The 14,996-nt window shown below is 62.5% G+C and carries 16 protein-coding genes; 15 read left to right on the top strand and 1 reads right to left on the bottom strand.

Annotated elements, in window-relative coordinates; all coding sequences use genetic code 11:
• The first annotated feature begins 9 nt into the window (after positions 1-9).
• Genes gspJ through RTE01_RS08990 form a run of 6 tightly spaced genes read left to right on the top strand, consistent with a single transcriptional unit; the run spans position 10 to position 4,786 of the window.
• On the top strand, positions 10-594 hold the full coding sequence (gene gspJ, locus RTE01_RS09015; protein WP_134528389.1) for a type II secretion system minor pseudopilin GspJ: 585 nt from the start codon (positions 10-12) through the stop codon (positions 592-594).
• Complete coding sequence (gene gspK, locus RTE01_RS09010) at positions 591-1,571, top strand: type II secretion system minor pseudopilin GspK (RefSeq protein ID WP_134525259.1); 981 nt, start codon at positions 591-593, stop codon at positions 1,569-1,571. Before gspJ ends, gspK begins: the two co-directional genes overlap by 4 nt.
• Entirely contained in the window at positions 1,564-2,760 is a 1,197-nt protein-coding gene (gspL, locus tag RTE01_RS09005; protein ID WP_141334925.1) for a type II secretion system protein GspL, read from the top strand. The genes gspK and gspL overlap by 8 nt, the downstream gene beginning before the upstream one ends.
• Positions 2,753-3,244: a type II secretion system protein GspM gene (gene gspM, locus RTE01_RS09000; protein WP_141334923.1), complete on the top strand. Its 492-nt coding sequence runs from the start codon at positions 2,753-2,755 to the stop codon at positions 3,242-3,244. The genes gspL and gspM overlap by 8 nt, the downstream gene beginning before the upstream one ends.
• Positions 3,234-3,989: a type II secretion system protein N gene (locus RTE01_RS08995; protein WP_134525258.1), complete on the top strand. Its 756-nt coding sequence runs from the start codon at positions 3,234-3,236 to the stop codon at positions 3,987-3,989. Before gspM ends, RTE01_RS08995 begins: the two co-directional genes overlap by 11 nt.
• Positions 3,986-4,786 carry a prepilin peptidase gene (locus tag RTE01_RS08990; protein ID WP_134525257.1) on the top strand — a complete coding sequence of 267 codons (801 nt, stop codon included), beginning with the start codon at positions 3,986-3,988 and terminating at the stop codon, positions 4,784-4,786. The genes RTE01_RS08995 and RTE01_RS08990 overlap by 4 nt, the downstream gene beginning before the upstream one ends.
• Before the next feature lie 6 nt (positions 4,787-4,792).
• Here RTE01_RS08990 and hrpB read toward each other — a convergent pair whose 3' ends face one another.
• The gene (gene hrpB / locus RTE01_RS08985; RefSeq protein ID WP_141334921.1) at positions 4,793-7,237 is read right to left on the bottom strand and encodes an ATP-dependent helicase HrpB; all 2,445 of its coding nucleotides are present in this window, start codon (positions 7,235-7,237) and stop codon (positions 4,793-4,795) included.
• A gap of 127 nt (positions 7,238-7,364) precedes the next feature.
• On the opposite strand from hrpB, the gene thpR reads away from it, so the two are divergent.
• From thpR to panD, 9 genes are all read left to right on the top strand, one after another.
• Positions 7,365-7,901 (top strand): RNA 2',3'-cyclic phosphodiesterase, encoded by a 537-nt coding sequence (gene thpR, locus RTE01_RS08980; protein WP_041144095.1) that lies wholly within the window; start codon positions 7,365-7,367, stop codon positions 7,899-7,901.
• Complete coding sequence (sfsA, locus tag RTE01_RS08975) at positions 7,901-8,629, top strand: DNA/RNA nuclease SfsA (protein WP_141334919.1); 729 nt, start codon at positions 7,901-7,903, stop codon at positions 8,627-8,629. The genes thpR and sfsA overlap by 1 nt, the downstream gene beginning before the upstream one ends.
• Positions 8,630-8,781: 152 nt before the next feature.
• On the top strand, positions 8,782-9,237 hold the full coding sequence (gene dksA, locus RTE01_RS08970; protein WP_007373199.1) for an RNA polymerase-binding protein DksA: 456 nt from the start codon (positions 8,782-8,784) through the stop codon (positions 9,235-9,237).
• 58 nt (positions 9,238-9,295) lie between these two features.
• Positions 9,296-10,177 (top strand): tRNA glutamyl-Q(34) synthetase GluQRS, encoded by an 882-nt coding sequence (gene gluQRS, locus RTE01_RS08965; RefSeq protein ID WP_134525256.1) that lies wholly within the window; start codon positions 9,296-9,298, stop codon positions 10,175-10,177.
• 179 nt (positions 10,178-10,356) lie between these two features.
• Entirely contained in the window at positions 10,357-11,751 is a 1,395-nt protein-coding gene (gene pcnB, locus RTE01_RS08960; protein WP_071844888.1) for a polynucleotide adenylyltransferase PcnB, read from the top strand.
• The gene (gene folK, locus RTE01_RS08955) at positions 11,748-12,227 is read left to right on the top strand and encodes a 2-amino-4-hydroxy-6-hydroxymethyldihydropteridine diphosphokinase (RefSeq protein WP_115193550.1); all 480 of its coding nucleotides are present in this window, start codon (positions 11,748-11,750) and stop codon (positions 12,225-12,227) included. The genes pcnB and folK overlap by 4 nt, the downstream gene beginning before the upstream one ends.
• A gap of 117 nt (positions 12,228-12,344) precedes the next feature.
• Positions 12,345-13,136 carry a 3-methyl-2-oxobutanoate hydroxymethyltransferase gene (gene panB / locus RTE01_RS08950; RefSeq protein ID WP_041144090.1) on the top strand — a complete coding sequence of 264 codons (792 nt, stop codon included), beginning with the start codon at positions 12,345-12,347 and terminating at the stop codon, positions 13,134-13,136.
• A gap of 11 nt (positions 13,137-13,147) precedes the next feature.
• A complete protein-coding gene (gene panC, locus RTE01_RS08945) occupies positions 13,148-14,002 on the top strand; it encodes a pantoate--beta-alanine ligase (protein WP_115193552.1) in 855 nt (284 codons plus the stop codon).
• A 149-nt stretch (positions 14,003-14,151) separates the two neighbouring features.
• Positions 14,152-14,532, top strand: coding sequence for an aspartate 1-decarboxylase (gene panD / locus RTE01_RS08940; RefSeq protein WP_041144088.1), 381 nt, complete (start codon positions 14,152-14,154; stop codon positions 14,530-14,532).
• Positions 14,533-14,996 lie beyond the last annotated feature (464 nt).

Raw genomic sequence — 14,996 nt, 5'->3', positions numbered from 1 at the left:
ACCGGCTCCATGCGCGGCTTTACCCTCGTTGAAATGCTGCTGGCGCTGGCGATCCTCGCCGCGCTGAGCGTGGCGGCGGTCAGCGTGCTGCAAAACGTCATTCGCGCGGATACGCTCACCAAAGAGAAAGCGCAGCAGATCCGCACGCTGCAGCAGACCTTTAGCCAGATGGCCGCCGACTTCAACCAGATAGTCCCCCGCCGCGGCCGCAACGACGACGCTCCCTTCTCCGCCGGGCGCTTCCAGCTGAGCAGCGACGACTGGGCGATAGCCTTTAGCCGCAGCGGCTGGCCAAACCCGATGGGCATGTTGCCGCGCTCAGAGATCCAGAACGTCAGCTACCGCCTGCGCCAGCAGCGGCTGGAGCGCCTGAGCTATGGCCAGCAGGACCCGCTCACCGGCAGCCGGCCGACGACCTGGGTCCTGCAGCGCGACGTCGAGGCGTTCCGCCTGCGCTTTTACGCCAACGGCGGCTGGCAGGATCGCTGGGAGTCCGCGCAAAATCTGCCGCAGGCGCTTGAAGTCACCTTAACGCTGAAGGGCTACGGAGACGTCACGCGCCTGTTTTTAGTTGCCCCCGGAGACCTGCCATGAACGGCCGACAGCGCGGCGTCGCGCTGCTGATGGTGCTGCTGATCCTCGCGCTGATGATGGTGCTGGCGAGCGCCATCACCGAAAGAACCGCGCGGATGTACCAGCAGACGGCCACCACCCTCGATAACCTGCAGGCCAAATGGTACGCGCTGGGCGCGGAGACGATGGTCGCCGCGCTGCTGCAGCGCGACGCGCTTGATTCGCCGAACCAGACCCATCTGGCGCAAAACTGGGCCCAGCAGGGACGCCGTTTCACCGTCGATGACGGCGAGATTTATGCCACGATTACCGACGATCTGGCCTGCTTCAATCTGAATGCCGTCAACCGCGCCACCGCCGATGAAAGCGAAGCGATCCCCGCCGCGGCACGCGCCTTTACCCGCCTGCTGGAGAAGCTCGGCGCGGAGCCGCTGCGCGCCCTGCAGCTCACCGCCGCCCTGCGCGACTGGATCGATGCGGATAGCCAGCCGCTGCTCAACGGCGCGGAAGACGAGGTCTATATGGCGCAGTCGCCGGGCTACCTGACCGGCAACCAGAATATCCAGGATCTCAGCGAGCTGCGCCTGCTCGCCGGGATGGACGCGGCGCTGTACCAGCGTCTGCTGCCCTACGTCTGCGCCCACCCGAACGACGCCCTGCAGATCAATATCAATACCCTGAAGCCAGCGCAGGCCGCCCTGCTGGCGGCGCTGTTTCCCGCAGATCTGAGCATTCAGCAGGCGCGCCAGCTGCTGAGCACCCGTCCGGCAAGCGGCTGGAACAGCGTCGCCGCGTTTTTAGCCCAGCAGGCGCTGCAGGACACCGACACCACCGCCGTGCGCCCCTGGCTGACGGTCCACAGTGAACGCTTTGTCGCCTCGTTCACCGTGGTCATGGGCAGCGCGCGCTATCAGCAACGCAGCCTCCTGCAGCGCGAAGGGCGCAGCTTCCGCGTTATCCAGCGACGTTATGGACTTTACAGAGTGGCCGATGAATAACGATAAAACGCCGCCCCGCGCGGCGCTCATTTTGCGCCTCGGCGCCCCTGAACGACCGATCGCCTGGCGCCTGATGTCGCCCGGGCAGCCGGAGAGCGCCGGCGAATGGTCCGCCGGCGACGATGACCCGACGCTGCGCGAGCTGGCGGCGCGCTATCCCGCCTGGGTATTGGTTCCGGCCAGCGACTGCGCTTTTCACAGCGTGACGCTGCCCGCCGGCCTGCGCCAGCGCCCGCAGCAGGTTCTACCCTTCCTGCTCGAGGAGCAGCTGGCAACCGACGTCGAGGAGGTTCATTTTGCGCTGCTCCACCGGCAGAAAAATCTCTGCCACGTCGCCGCCCTGCAGCGGCAAAAAATGCGCGAGTGGCTTGCCCGCTGCGACGAGCTGGGGCTCGAGATCCTCGCCCTGACGCCGGATGCGCTGGCTCTCCCCTTCACTCCGGGCCGCTGGAGCGCGCTGCAGGTCGGCGAACAGTGGCTGATTCGCCATCAGGCCTGGGGCGGGATGGCGGCGGAAGCCGGCTGGCTGGCAGAGCTGCTCTCCCCCGGCGAGGCGCAGCCGCCGATCGATAGCTACTCGCCGCCCCCGGCGATCCCGGCACCGTGGCGCGCGCTGGCGGCGCAGGATTTACTCCAGCTGGCGGCAGCGAATCCTGCAGCGCAGCGCATCTGCCTACGCCAGGGAGAGTTTGCGCCGAAGCGCCGCTGGCAGCCCGCCGGGCTGCGCTGGCGTCCGGCGATGGCCGCTGCCGCCGCGCTGGTGCTGCTGTGGGGTGTCAACGCCGTGCTCGACCATCTGGCGCTCGGCCAGCAGGCGGCCGCGGCTCAGCAGGCCAGCCGGGCGTTTTATCATCAGTGGTTTAAAACGGAGACCCGGGTGATTAACCCCCGTCTGCAGATGCAGCAGCATCTGCGCCAGCTTGAGCAGACGGCGGCGCATCCGCCGTCGGTCGTCACCATCAGCCTGGTGCAAAAGATCGTCGCCGAAACGCCGGGGATCCGCCTGCGGGCGCTGGCCTATGACGGCGCGCGCAACGCCCTGCAGCTCGACGTGTCGGCGGTATCACCCCGGGCGCTGGAGCAGTTCAGGCTGCGGGCGCAGCCCCATTTTCGCGTGCGAACCGGCGAAATGAAGCCGCGAGCGGACGGCATTGAGGGGCGTCTCTCCCTGGAGGAAAACGATGCATAGCCTGCGTATTTTATGGCAGCAGCGCTCGCAGCGGGAGCAGCGCCTGCTGGTGGCGATGGCCCTCGCGCTGTTTGTCGGTATCGCGTATTACACCTTCTGGCAGCCGTGGCTCGACCGCGAGCAGCAGTGGCGGCAAACCCTCGCCAAAGAGCAGGCCAGCCTGCGCTGGATGCAGCAGCAGGCTCCGCTCCTGCAGCAGCTAAGCCGCCAGCGGCCGGGCCCTGCGCCCACCACCGAAGAGCCCTCGGCGGTCATCATGCGCGAGGCGACCCGCCAGGCGCTGGCGATCGTCCGGCTGCAGCCGCAGGGGATGCGGGTCAACGTCACCCTCGAGGCCTGTACCTTTCAGGCCCTGATGTCATGGCTCGACGCCCTGGGCCGGCAGGGCATTCACGCCGCCTCCCTGGCCGTCACCGCGCATCCCCAGCGTCCCGGCTGGGTGACGGTGAATACGTTGATCCTCGAGCGTCGGCATGAGAAGTAAATCTGCCGTTGGAGTGCTGCTCAGCGCCTGGCTGCTGTGGATGCTGTTCACCGCCCCCGCCAGGCTGCTGACCGCCGCGCTGCCGGCCGGGATCGGCGTCGGCGAGCTTGCCGGCACCGTCTGGCAGGGCGAGGCCAGAGATATTGTCTGGCGCGGAGCCGGCCTCGCCCACCTGCGCTGGAGGCTGGCTTTCTCCGGCGCGCTTCCGGGCTGGCAGATTTCGTTCAGCGATTACAGCGGGCTGCGCGGCCAGGTCTGGCTGCAGGGGCTGAGCGCGCTGACGCTGCGCGATGCCCGCCTTATCGTCCCCGCCGGCGTGGCCGGTCGCGGGCTGACGCAGTCCGGGTCGGTTGACGCCGAGGGCCTGATTACGCTGGAGATCGCCGAGGCGCGCTTCAGCCCCGCCGGCTGCCAGCAGATCTCCGACGGCCGCGCGCGCTGGCAGGATGCGACGCTGAGCTCCCCCGCCGGGTCCCTGACGCTGGCCAGCGTCAGCGGCAAATTCAGCTGCACGCCCGCGGGGGCGCTGGCGCTGAACATCAGCCAGGAGTCGCATCAGCTGAGCCTGAGCGGACGGGGCACCCTCGCACCTGACGGCGGCTACGCGTTTCGTGGAACGCTACAGAGCCGGCAGTCAATGCCGACGCTGCTCGCGGCGCTTATCGCCCAGAGCGGCCGCCAGGATGAACATGGACGCACGCCCTGGCAGCTGCAGGGAAAATGGTCACTACCGGAGAAACCATGACGCTACTTGCCGCATTTTCACTGCAGTTCCCCCTGATATGGGGCGGTTTTTTGTTTATTTTCGGTCTGTGCTTCGGCAGCTTTTTTAACGTCGTTATCTACCGGCTGCCGCTGATGTTAATGGCCGAGGAGGGCCAGGAGCGGCTCAGCCTGAGCTTTCCGCCGTCGTTCTGCCCGCAGTGCCGGCAGCCCGTTGCCTGGCGGGATAACGTCCCGCTGTTCAGCTTCCTGCTGCTGAAGGGGCGCTCCCGCTGCTGCGCGCGGCCGATTTCACGCCGCTATCCGCTGACCGAGCTCTTCTGCGGGCTGCTGTTTGTGCTCGCCGGGTATCTGCTGAATCCGGGTTTCGCGCTGCTGGGCGGGCTGGGGCTGCTCTCCACCCTGCTGGTGCTGGCCATCATCGACGCCAGGACGCAGCTGCTCCCCGACCGCCTGACGCTGCCGCTGCTGTGGGCCGGGCTGCTGTTTAATCTCGATGCGACGTTTGTGCCGCTGACGGAGGCGGTGATCGGCGCGATGGCAGGGTACGTGTCGCTCTGGGTAGTGTACTGGGTCTTTCGGCTGCTGACCGGCAAGGAGGCGCTGGGGTACGGCGATTTTAAGCTGCTGGCGGCGCTCGGCGCGTGGTCTGGCTGGCAGGCGCTGCCGCATACGCTGCTGCTGGCCTCGGCCAGCGGGCTTATCTGCACCCTGGTGCTGCGGCGGCTGACCCACCAGCCGCTGGATAGGCCGCTGGCCTTCGGTCCCTGGCTGGCGCTGGCCGGCGGCGGCCTGTTTTTGTGGACCCAGGCGTGGTAGCCGGCCTCAGCGCGATCCCGGCGGCGCATACTTTTTGGTGCGCCGGGTCGCCGCGGCGTTTGCCGGATCGTCCGGCCAGACGTGTTTGGGGTAGCGTCCCTTCATCTCTTTTTGCACTTCCCGATAGGCCCCCTGCCAGAAGGCGCTGAGATCGCGGGTGATCTGCAGCGGGCGCTGGGCGGGTGACAGCAGCTCCAGCACCAGCGCCATCCGGCCCTGAGCAATGGTCGGAGTCGTCGCTTCGCCAAACATCTCCTGCATACGCACCGCCAGCGCCGGCGGGTTTTCCTCGTGGTAGCGAATGGCGATCCGGCTGCCGGTCGGCACGACGTAGTGGGTTGGCAGCTCGCTATCGAGCTTCTGACGCAGCGGCCACGGCAGCCAGTTTTGCAGCGCCTGGCGAATATCCAGCGCCCTGAGCGCGCGCAGCGAGTGCACCCCGCTCATTTGCGGCAGCAGCCACGCCTCCAGCGTTGCCAGCAGCGAGGTCTCATCCACCGCCGGCCACGCCTCCTCCGGCAGCCACTGCGCCGCGCAGTGCAGGCGCAGACGGAGCTGCTCCGCCTCCGCCGTCCAGTTCAGCACGCTGAGGCCCTTCTCGCGAATGCCGTTGAGCATCGCCCGGTGCAGCTCCTCTTCCGACGGCTTTGCCAGCGGCTGAGTTTTGATGACCAGCTGGCCGATACAGGTGCGGCGCCAGGCCTTCAGCGTTCCCTGGGCCTCATCCCACTCCACGGTATCGGAGCGCTGCGCCAGATCCGGCAGCTGCTCCAGCAGCGCGGTAATATCCAGCGGCTGCGCAAGTAAAATGCGCGCATCAGGTGACGAGCTCCCCTGCAGCAGCAGAGGCGCAATCAGCCACTCATGGCGTCCAAGCGCGTCATCGGCGTTAAGCATCGCCCCCATGCCGTTGGCCAGCTGGTAGCGCCCCTCCTGGCCGCGTCGGCGGGCGATCCGGTCGGCAAAGGCCGGTGCCAGCAGCGCCGGCACGCGCTGGGCGTCGGGATGGCCCGCGCGGCCGCCGAGGCGCTTCAGCAGCTGCTGCGCCCGCTGCTGCCAGCCGGGCTGCTGGCGGGCAAACGCCGAACCAAGATCGCTATTCGCGCCGCGCGGCGGCTCTTCGAGGATCGCCGCCAGCTTAGCCGCCGTTGCCGCCGCATCGGGAGAGTCCGCCGCAATCAGCATCGCCGCAAGGCGCGGATCGTTGCCCAGCGCGGCCATCTTCCGCCCGCGCGCCGAGAGCCTGCCGCCCTCCAGCGCGGAGAGCGCCGTCAGCAGACGCCGGGCCGCTGCCAGGTTGATCTCCGGCGGCAGATCCAGCCAGCGGAGTTCGGCGGGATCCTGGCATCCCCACTGCAGCAGCTCCAGCAGCAGCGACGACAGATCGCTTTGCAGGATCTCGGGGTCGCTCTGCGCCGCCGCGCGCTCCGCCTGCTCTTTCGCGATCAGGTGCAGGCAAATTCCGGGCTCAAGACGCCCGGCGCGGCCGGCGCGTTGGGTCATGGAGGCCTGGCTGATGCGCTGGGTTATCAGGCGGGTTAAGCCGGTGCGGGCGTCAAAGCGGGCAACCCGCTCCTGGGCGCTATCCACCACCAGCCGAATCCCCTCAATGGTCAGGCTGGTTTCGGCAATATTGGTCGCCAGCACCACCTTGCGCATCCCCTGCGCCGCCGGCAGAATCGCCTTTCGCTGCTCGCTCAGCGGCAGCGCCCCGTACAGAGGACAGATAGCCACATCGTCAGCCACCCGCCCGGCCAGCTGCTCCTGCACCCGCTGAATTTCGCCGACGCCGGGGAGAAACAGCAGCATCGACCCGCTCTCCTGGCGCAGCAGCTCGGCGGCGGCTATCGCCACCGCCTCATCAAAGCGCTGGTGCGCGGCGAGCGCCTGATAGCGCTTCTCCACCGGGAAGGCCCGGCCGGCGGAGGTAACCACCGGCGCCTGCGGCAGCATCCGCTGCAGGCGATCGTTATCCAGCGTCGCCGACATAATCAGCAGCTTGAGATCGTCGCGCAGGCCCTGCTGCACGTCGAGCAGCAGGGCGAGGGCCAGATCCGCCTGCAGGCTGCGCTCGTGGAACTCATCGAGGATCACCAGACCCACGCCCGTCAGCTCGGGATCGTGCTGGAGCGTGCGCGTCAGGATCCCCTCGGTGACCACTTCGATTCGGGTATTTGGTCCGACGCAGGTGTCCGCACGCATCCGGTAGCCCACGGTATCGCCCGGCTTCTCGCCCAGCAGTTCGGCCAGCCGCTGTGCGACGTTGCGTGCCGCCAGCCGGCGCGGTTCCAGCAGAATAATGCGCCCGTCGATCTGGCCCGCCGCGAGGATTTGCAGCGGCAGCCAGGTCGATTTACCGGCACCGGTTGGCGCATTGAGCAGCACCTGCGGCGCCTGCTGCAGAGCACAGAGAAGTTCGGGGAGGACGGCGGCAACCGGCAATGAGGACACGAAAGGCTCCAGGGCTTAACATTCAAGGGCAGGCATTGTAGCATCACGCCTGACTTGTCGTCTTTCGCGTTGCAGATCCGCTGCAGGTTGAAATTCATCGCACTGAAATGATTACCGGGTATTTATCATGTCCGAGCCGAAAAGGCTGTTTTTCGCCCTTGAACTGCCTGAAGAGGTGCAGCAGCGGATCGTCGACTGGCGCGCCCTGAGCTTCCCGGATGACGCCGGCAGGCCGGTAGCAAAAGCCAATCTGCACCTGACGCTGGCGTTTCTTGGCGAGGTCAGCGCGGATAAGCAGCGCGCGCTGGCGGCACTGGCGGGACGCATTCGCCAGCCCGGCTTTACGCTGACCCTCGACGATGCCGGACAGTGGCTGCGTTCGCGGGTGGTGTGGCTCGGTACGCGCCAGCCGCCGCGCGGCGTGCTGCAGCTGGCCGGAATGCTGCGCGCGCAGGCGGCCCGCAGCGGCTGCTATCAAAGCCCGCAGCCGTTCCATCCGCATATCACCCTGCTGCGCGATGCCCGCAGCGCGGTGCCCATCCCGCCGCCCGGCTTCAGCTGGACGTTTGCGGTGCGCGAATTTGTACTTTATGAATCCAGCTTTGCCCGCGGACGTACCCGCTATACCGCGCTGGAACGTTACCCCTTCAACGAGGAGAGCTGATGCTGTTCACCCCACCGCTACGGTCCGCCGTTCTGATTAAACGTTACAAACGATTTCTGGCCGACGTGGTGACCCCCGACGGACGCGAGCTGACCCTGCACTGCCCGAACACCGGGGCGATGACCGGCTGCGCGACGGCCGGCGATACCGTCTGGTATTCCACCTCCGATAACCTGAAGCGCAAGTATGCACATACCTGGGAATTAACCGAAACCCAGCAGGGCGCGACGATTTGCGTGAATACTTTACGTGCCAATACGCTGGCAAAAGAGGCGATACTGGCGGGGAATATTAGCGAGCTTTCTGGCTATAACACGCTGAAAAGTGAAGTGAAATATGGCGGAGAGAACAGCCGCATCGATATTATGTTACAGGCAGAAGAACGACAAAACTGCTATATTGAAGTGAAATCGGTTACGTTAGCGGAGAAAGAGAGCGGTTATTTCCCCGATGCGGTCACCGAGCGCGGCCAGAAGCACCTGCGGGAGCTGATGGGCGTGGCGGCAGCCGGCGATCGGGCCGTGATTTTATTCGCCGTGCTGCATTCGGCGATCGACCGTTTCTCTCCCGCTCACCACATTGATGCCAGATACGCACAGCTATTGATTGAAGCGCAAACCAAGGGGGTTGAAATTCTCGCATATAAAGCGGAACTTTCTACCGAGATGATGACTCTGAATAAGCCGATTACCGTGGTGTTAACTCCCGGTAAACAAACGGCTAAATAGTGTCCGGGTCGCGAGCGCAAATACGCTTTTCTTCACAGGGTTGTCAAGTGTAACGTTTAGATAATTGCTATCCGGAAAAGCATCTGCTATTTATAGCGGCCTGATTTTTCCCCCACCATGGGGATCGATAGTGCGTGTTAAGGAGAAGCAACATGCAAGAAGGGCAAAACCGTAAAACATCGTCCCTGAGTATTCTCGCCATCGCTGGGGTGGAGCCGTACCAAGAGAAGCCGGGCGAAGAGTATATGAACGAAGCCCAGCTAGCGCACTTCAAGCGTATTCTTGAAGCATGGCGTAATCAACTCAGGGATGAAGTGGATCGCACCGTAACACACATGCAGGATGAAGCTGCTAACTTCCCGGACCCGGTAGACCGTGCCGCTCAGGAAGAAGAGTTCAGCCTGGAGCTGCGTAACCGCGATCGCGAACGTAAACTCATCAAAAAGATCGAGAAAACACTGAAGAAAGTCGAAGACGAAGATTTCGGCTTTTGTGAATCCTGTGGCGTTGAGATCGGCATTCGCCGTCTGGAAGCGCGTCCGACCGCAGATCTGTGCATCGATTGCAAAACTCTGGCGGAAATTCGCGAAAAACAGATGGCAGGCTGATCCACTTCGCTATCGTATCTCCGGCGGGAGTTTCTCCCGCCTACATGCTCTATAGACCATGAATGATTCACGCTATACAGGCCGCTTTGCCCCCTCACCCTCCGGCGAACTCCATTTCGGCTCCCTGATTGCCGCACTCGGCAGCTATCTCCAGGCGCGGGCAAAAAACGGCATCTGGCACGTACGCATTGAGGATATCGACCCGCCGCGGGAAGCTCCCGGCGCCGCCGACACCATTCTGCGCCAGCTCGAGCGTTACGGGCTGCACTGGGATGGCGACGTGCTGTGGCAGTCACAGCGCCACGAAGCCTACCGGGAGCACCTTGCCTGGCTGCATGAGCAGGGGCTGTGCTATTACTGCACCTGCACCCGCGCGCGGATTCACGCCGTTGGCGGCATCTATGACGGCCACTGTCGCGACCTGCGGCTGCCGGCACAGGACGCCGCGCTGCGCATACGCCAGACGCGACCGGTGCTTGAGTTTTATGACCAGCTGCGCGGAACCCTGGTTGCCGACGAGCCTTTGGCGCGCGAAGATTTTATTATCCACCGCCGCGACGGCCTGTTCGCCTATAATCTTGCGGTGGTGGTGGACGATCGTTTCCAGGGCGTAAGTGAGATAGTCCGCGGCGCCGATCTTATTGAGCCTACGGTGCGGCAGATTTCGCTCTACCAGCACTTTGGCTGGCAGGCGCCGGATTACCTGCATCTGCCGCTGGCGCTGAACGCCGAGGGGAATAAACTCTCCAAACAAAATCACGCCCCGGCGCTGCCGGAAGGCGATCCGCGCCCGGAAATTATACGGGCGCTAATGTTTCTTAATCAGGACGTTGAGCAGGAATGGCGCGCGTTGAGTATCGATGATTTACTCAAGCAGGCGGTAGTGAACTGGAAACCCGAAAAAATCCAGCATTCTCAAATGGCTCCCGCTGAGCTATGATTAGCCGCAATTTTTACTCGTCGCCTTACACGTTGCCGCTGCGATAGCCGCATTTGTCCGCCCAGGTTACATAGCTTTCTATGCCACCGGGAGCCCACAAGCCTGTCGCCGCGCTGCAATCTGAAGTCCATAGAGTAGCTTTTTGGTCCTGAAGTCAGTCTGACACTACGAGGTGCAACATTTTTACCCGAGTCGCTAATTTTTGCCGTAAGGTGCTAAGCCGTGAGGAGCGCGAGGCAGAAGCCGCCGTCGAACAAACGCATATGACGGTTATCCCGCGCGAACAGCATGCAATTTCCCGCAAAGATATCAGTGATAATGCCCTCAAGGTGCTCTATCGACTGAACAAGGCGGGCTACGAAGCCTATCTCGTCGGCGGTGGCGTACGCGACCTCCTGCTTGGCAAGAAGCCGAAAGATTTCGACGTCACCACCAGCGCGACCCCGGATCAGGTACGTAAACTGTTCCGCAACTGCCGCCTGGTCGGCCGCCGTTTCCGCCTGGCTCACGTCATGTTCGGGCCGGAGATTATCGAAGTCGCCACCTTCCGCGGTCACCACGAAGGGCATACCACCGATCGCGTCACCTCGCAGCTCGGCCAGAACGGCATGCTGCTGCGCGACAACATCTTCGGCTCCATCGAAGAAGATGCCCAGCGCCGCGACTTCACCATTAACAGCCTTTACTACAGCGTGGCCGACTTTACCGTCCGCGATTACGTTGGCGGCATGAAGGATATGCAGGATGGCGTTATCCGCCTGATTGGCGATCCGGAAACCCGCTACCGCGAAGATCCGGTACGCATGCTGCGCGCGGTGCGCTTTGCCGCCAAGCTCAATATGAGCATCAGCGCGGAAAGCGCCGAGCCGATCCCACGCCTGGCGGCGCTGCTTCACGACGTGCCTCCGGCGCGTCTGTTTGAAGAAGTGCTCAAGCTGCTGCAGGCGGGCTACGGTTTTGATACCTATATGCTGCTGCGCGAATACAATCTGTTCCAGCCGCTGTTCCCGACCATCACCCGCTACTTTACCGAGCGCGGCGATAGCCCGATGGAGCACATCATCACCCAGGTACTGAAGAACACTGATAACCGCATCCATAACGATATGCGCGTTAACCCGGCGTTCCTGTTTGCGGTGATGTTCTGGTATCCGCTGCTGGAAATGGCGCAGAAAATTACCCAGGAGAGCGGTCTGGCGTACAACGACGCCTTCCTGCTGGCGATGAACGACGTGCTGGACGAAGCCTGCCGTACGCTGGCGATTCCAAAGCGCATCACTACGCTGGTTCGCGATATCTGGCAGCTGCAGCTGCGGATGTCCCGCCGCCAGGGCAAACGCGCGTGGAAGCTGATGGAGCATCCGAAATTCCGCGCCGCGTACGATCTGCTTGAGCTGCGCGCCGGTGCTGAAAAAAATGGTGAGCTGCTGCGCCTGACCAAATGGTGGGGCGAGTTCCAGGTTGCTCCGCCGCCGGATCAAAAAGATATGCTTAACGAGCTCGATGAAGAGCCGGCGCCGCGCCGCCGTCATCGTCGACCACGCAAACGCGCCCCGCGCCCGGGCGGCGCATGACGCTCGCCTTTATCGCCCTCGGCAGCAATCTGGCCGCTCCTCTGGAGCAGGTTAATGCTGCCGTTGCCGCGCTGGCGGAGATCCCCAATAGCCGGATCGTCGCCGTCTCCTCTTTCTACCGCACGCCGCCGCTGGGGCCGCAGGATCAGCCTGACTACCTTAACGCCGCCGTCGCACTGGAGACCGGGCTTGCCGCAGAAGCGCTGCTGGATAATACCCAGCGCATCGAGCTGCAGCAGGGCCGCGAACGCAAGGCCGAACGCTGGGGTCCGCGCACGCTCGATCTCGATATCATGCTGTTTGGCGAGCAGGTCATCGACAGCGAGCGCCTGACGGTGCCGCATTACGATATGAAAAACCGCGGCTTTATGCTGTGGCCGCTGTTTGAGATTGCCCCCGAACTCCATTTTCCTGACGGCGTCGCGTTACGCAGCGTACTGACCCAGCTCGCTGCCGACAAACCCGCTCTCTGGTAGTCCCCGCTGCTTTTAGCAATTCCGGCGATCGTCGTTATCGGTTGCCTAAAACCGTTGCCCCCTCCAGTGCTGCTGTTAGAATGCCGGTTAATATGACTTTCATCATCAGGAAACGTTATGAAACCGACCACTATTGCCCTGCTGCAGAAATGCAAACAGGAGAAGAAGCGCTTCGCCACCATCACCGCCTACGACTATAGCTTCGCAAAGCTGTTTGCCGATGAGGGCATTAACGTGATGCTGGTTGGCGACTCGCTGGGCATGACGGTACAGGGCCACGACTCCACGCTGCCGGTGACGGTTGAAGACATTGCCTATCACACTCAGGCGGTACGCCGCGGCGCTCCGTCCTGCCTGCTGCTCGCCGACCTGCCGTTTATGGCCTACGCCACGCCGGAACAGACCTTCGCCAGCGCCGCCGTGGTGATGCGCGCGGGCGCGAACATGGTCAAGATTGAAGGCGGCGCGTGGCTTGCCGAGACCGTAAAAATGCTGGCAGAACGGGCGGTGCCGGTTTGCGGCCATCTTGGCCTGACGCCGCAGTCGGTTAACGTTTTTGGCGGCTATAAGGTCCAGGGACGCGGCGACGCGGCGCAAACGCTGCTTGACGACGCGCTGGCGCTTGAAGCCGCAGGCGCGCAGCTGCTGGTGCTGGAGTGCGTGCCGGTGGCGCTGGCCCAGCGCGTGACCGAGGCGCTGACCATTCCGGTGATCGGCATTGGCGCCGGCAACGTCACCGACGGGCAAATCCTCGTGATGCACGACGCCTTCGGCATCACCGGCGGCCATATTCCTAAATTCGCTAAAAATTTCCTCACCGCAGCAGGCGACATGCGCGCGGCGGTACGGCAGTATATTGCCGAAGTGGAGTCCGGCGTCTATCCGGGCGAAGAACACAGTTTCCATTAAGGAGTCTTGTTGTGCTGATTATTGAATCCCTGCCGCTGCTGCGTCAGCATATCCGCCGTTTACGTCAGGAAGGCAAGCGCATTGCGCTGGTTCCCACCATGGGCAACCTGCATGACGGCCATATGAAGCTGGTTGATGAGGCGAAAGCCAGCGCTGACGTCGTGGTGGTCAGCATTTTCGTTAACCCGATGCAGTTCGACCGCCCTGACGATTTGACGCGCTACCCGCGCACGCTGCAGGACGATTGCGAGAAGCTGAACAAACGCAAAGTGGACTTCGTATTCGCACCGGCTCCGGCGGAGATCTATCCGCACGGTACTGAAGGCCAGACCTACGTCGACGTTCCCGGCCTGTCGACCATGCTTGAAGGAGCCAGCCGTCCGGGCCACTTCCGCGGCGTCTCCACCATCGTCAGCAAGCTGTTCAACCTGGTGCAGCCGGACGTCGCCTGCTTTGGCGAGAAGGACTTCCAGCAGCTGGCGCTGATCCGCAAGATGGTTGCCGACATGGGCTACGATATCGAGATTATCGGCGTACCGATTATCCGCGCCAAAGATGGCCTGGCGCTCAGCTCGCGCAACGGCTACCTGACCGCCGACCAGCGTAAAATCGCCCCAGGCTTGTATAAAGTGCTGAATAGCGTGGCGGAAAAGCTGGCGGCCGGCGATCGTAATCTGGATGAAATGATTACCCTTGCCGGGCAGGAGCTGGACGAAAAGGGCTTCCGCTCTGACGATATTCAGATCCGCGATGCCGATACGCTGCTGGAGCTCACGGAGACCAGCCAGCGGGCGGTGATCCTGATGGCAGCATGGCTCGGCCAGGCGCGTCTTATCGACAACAAAATCGTCGAGCTCAGCCTGTAGACAAAGGTTAAAAACCGGGCAATACTGCCCGGCATTTGCTCAAGCGGATGCGATATCCGCTTCGTTTTCGTCAGGTAGATACCCGCAATAGTTCGAGTGCAGCCAGCCTGTATGCCGCTTGAAGTATGACGGGAATAAAGGTAGACACTATGATTCGTAATATGCTGCAGGGCAAACTCCACCGCGTAAAAGTCACCCAGGCCGATCTGCACTATGAAGGCTCCTGCGCCATTGACCAGGATTTCCTTGATGCGTCCGGGATCCTCGAAAATGAGGCGATCCATCTCTGGAACGTGACCAACGGTAACCGCTTCTCCACCTACGCCATTGCCGCCGAGCGCGGTTCCAGAATCATTTCCGTTAACGGCGCGGCGGCGCACTGCGCCAGCGTCGGCGATATTCTGATCATCGCCAGCTTCGTCACCATGAGCGATGAAGAAGCCCGCAGCTGGCGGCCAAAGGTCGCCTACTTTGAAGGCGACAACGAGATGAAGCGCCAGGCCAAAGCCATTCCGGTTCAGGTTGCCTGATAGCCGATCGCTGACGGTGCGCCGCGCAGGCGGAGCACCGTTCAGCAGGCCCCGTAAAAAACCGCTAACTGATTAGTCTCTGGTGCTTTGAGGATTAACGTTTTTTAATTAAAGCCGTTATATAAACCACTATTGATACAATCAATAGTGAAGCGAGACAAATAGACAGGAAATAATATTTATCCCATACGTCACCGGATATAACGCCCGTAAATTCCCTGATCAGACCATAGAGCTCTACTTCGGACATAAATGTTAATAGCAGCACTAACGTTACCGCATAGAGAAATGCAGCCCCAATCCATAGTAGTACATATTGTATCGGCCTCATACGTATCCCCGTATAGCCAGCGTTTAACATTAATGTTTTTTAATTAAGGCCGTTATATAAACAACTCCTGCTACGATGAGCAGTGAAGCTACGCAAAGGGCCAAAAAATAATATTTATCCCATGTAAAATCGG

The organism is Klebsiella terrigena (assembly GCF_006539725.1).
Classification (GTDB): Bacteria; Pseudomonadota; Gammaproteobacteria; order Enterobacterales; family Enterobacteriaceae; genus Klebsiella; species Klebsiella terrigena.
Note: the sequence above shows the minus strand (reverse complement) of the source record. Positions and strands in the feature narration are given on the sequence as shown.

Bases quoted from the DNA above. Each gene is read 5' to 3' on its own strand.
- dksA (WP_007373199.1), top strand. From the start codon at position 8,782: ATGCAAGAAGGGCAAAACCGTAAAACATCGTCCCTGAGTATTCTCGCC.
- folK (WP_115193550.1), top strand. From the start codon at position 11,748: ATGACGCTCGCCTTTATCGCCCTCGGCAGCAATCTGGCCGCTCCTCTG.
- gspJ (WP_134528389.1), top strand. From the start codon at position 10: ATGCGCGGCTTTACCCTCGTTGAAATGCTGCTGGCGCTGGCGATCCTC.
- RTE01_RS08990 (WP_134525257.1), top strand. From the start codon at position 3,986: ATGACGCTACTTGCCGCATTTTCACTGCAGTTCCCCCTGATATGGGGC.
- gspL (WP_141334925.1), top strand. From the start codon at position 1,564: ATGAATAACGATAAAACGCCGCCCCGCGCGGCGCTCATTTTGCGCCTC.
- gluQRS (WP_134525256.1), top strand. From the start codon at position 9,296: ATGAATGATTCACGCTATACAGGCCGCTTTGCCCCCTCACCCTCCGGC.
- sfsA (WP_141334919.1), top strand. From the start codon at position 7,901: ATGCTGTTCACCCCACCGCTACGGTCCGCCGTTCTGATTAAACGTTAC.
- RTE01_RS08995 (WP_134525258.1), top strand. From the start codon at position 3,234: ATGAGAAGTAAATCTGCCGTTGGAGTGCTGCTCAGCGCCTGGCTGCTG.
- gspK (WP_134525259.1), top strand. From the start codon at position 591: ATGAACGGCCGACAGCGCGGCGTCGCGCTGCTGATGGTGCTGCTGATC.
- gspM (WP_141334923.1), top strand. From the start codon at position 2,753: ATGCATAGCCTGCGTATTTTATGGCAGCAGCGCTCGCAGCGGGAGCAG.
- panD (WP_041144088.1), top strand. From the start codon at position 14,152: ATGATTCGTAATATGCTGCAGGGCAAACTCCACCGCGTAAAAGTCACC.
- panB (WP_041144090.1), top strand. From the start codon at position 12,345: ATGAAACCGACCACTATTGCCCTGCTGCAGAAATGCAAACAGGAGAAG.
- thpR (WP_041144095.1), top strand. From the start codon at position 7,365: ATGTCCGAGCCGAAAAGGCTGTTTTTCGCCCTTGAACTGCCTGAAGAG.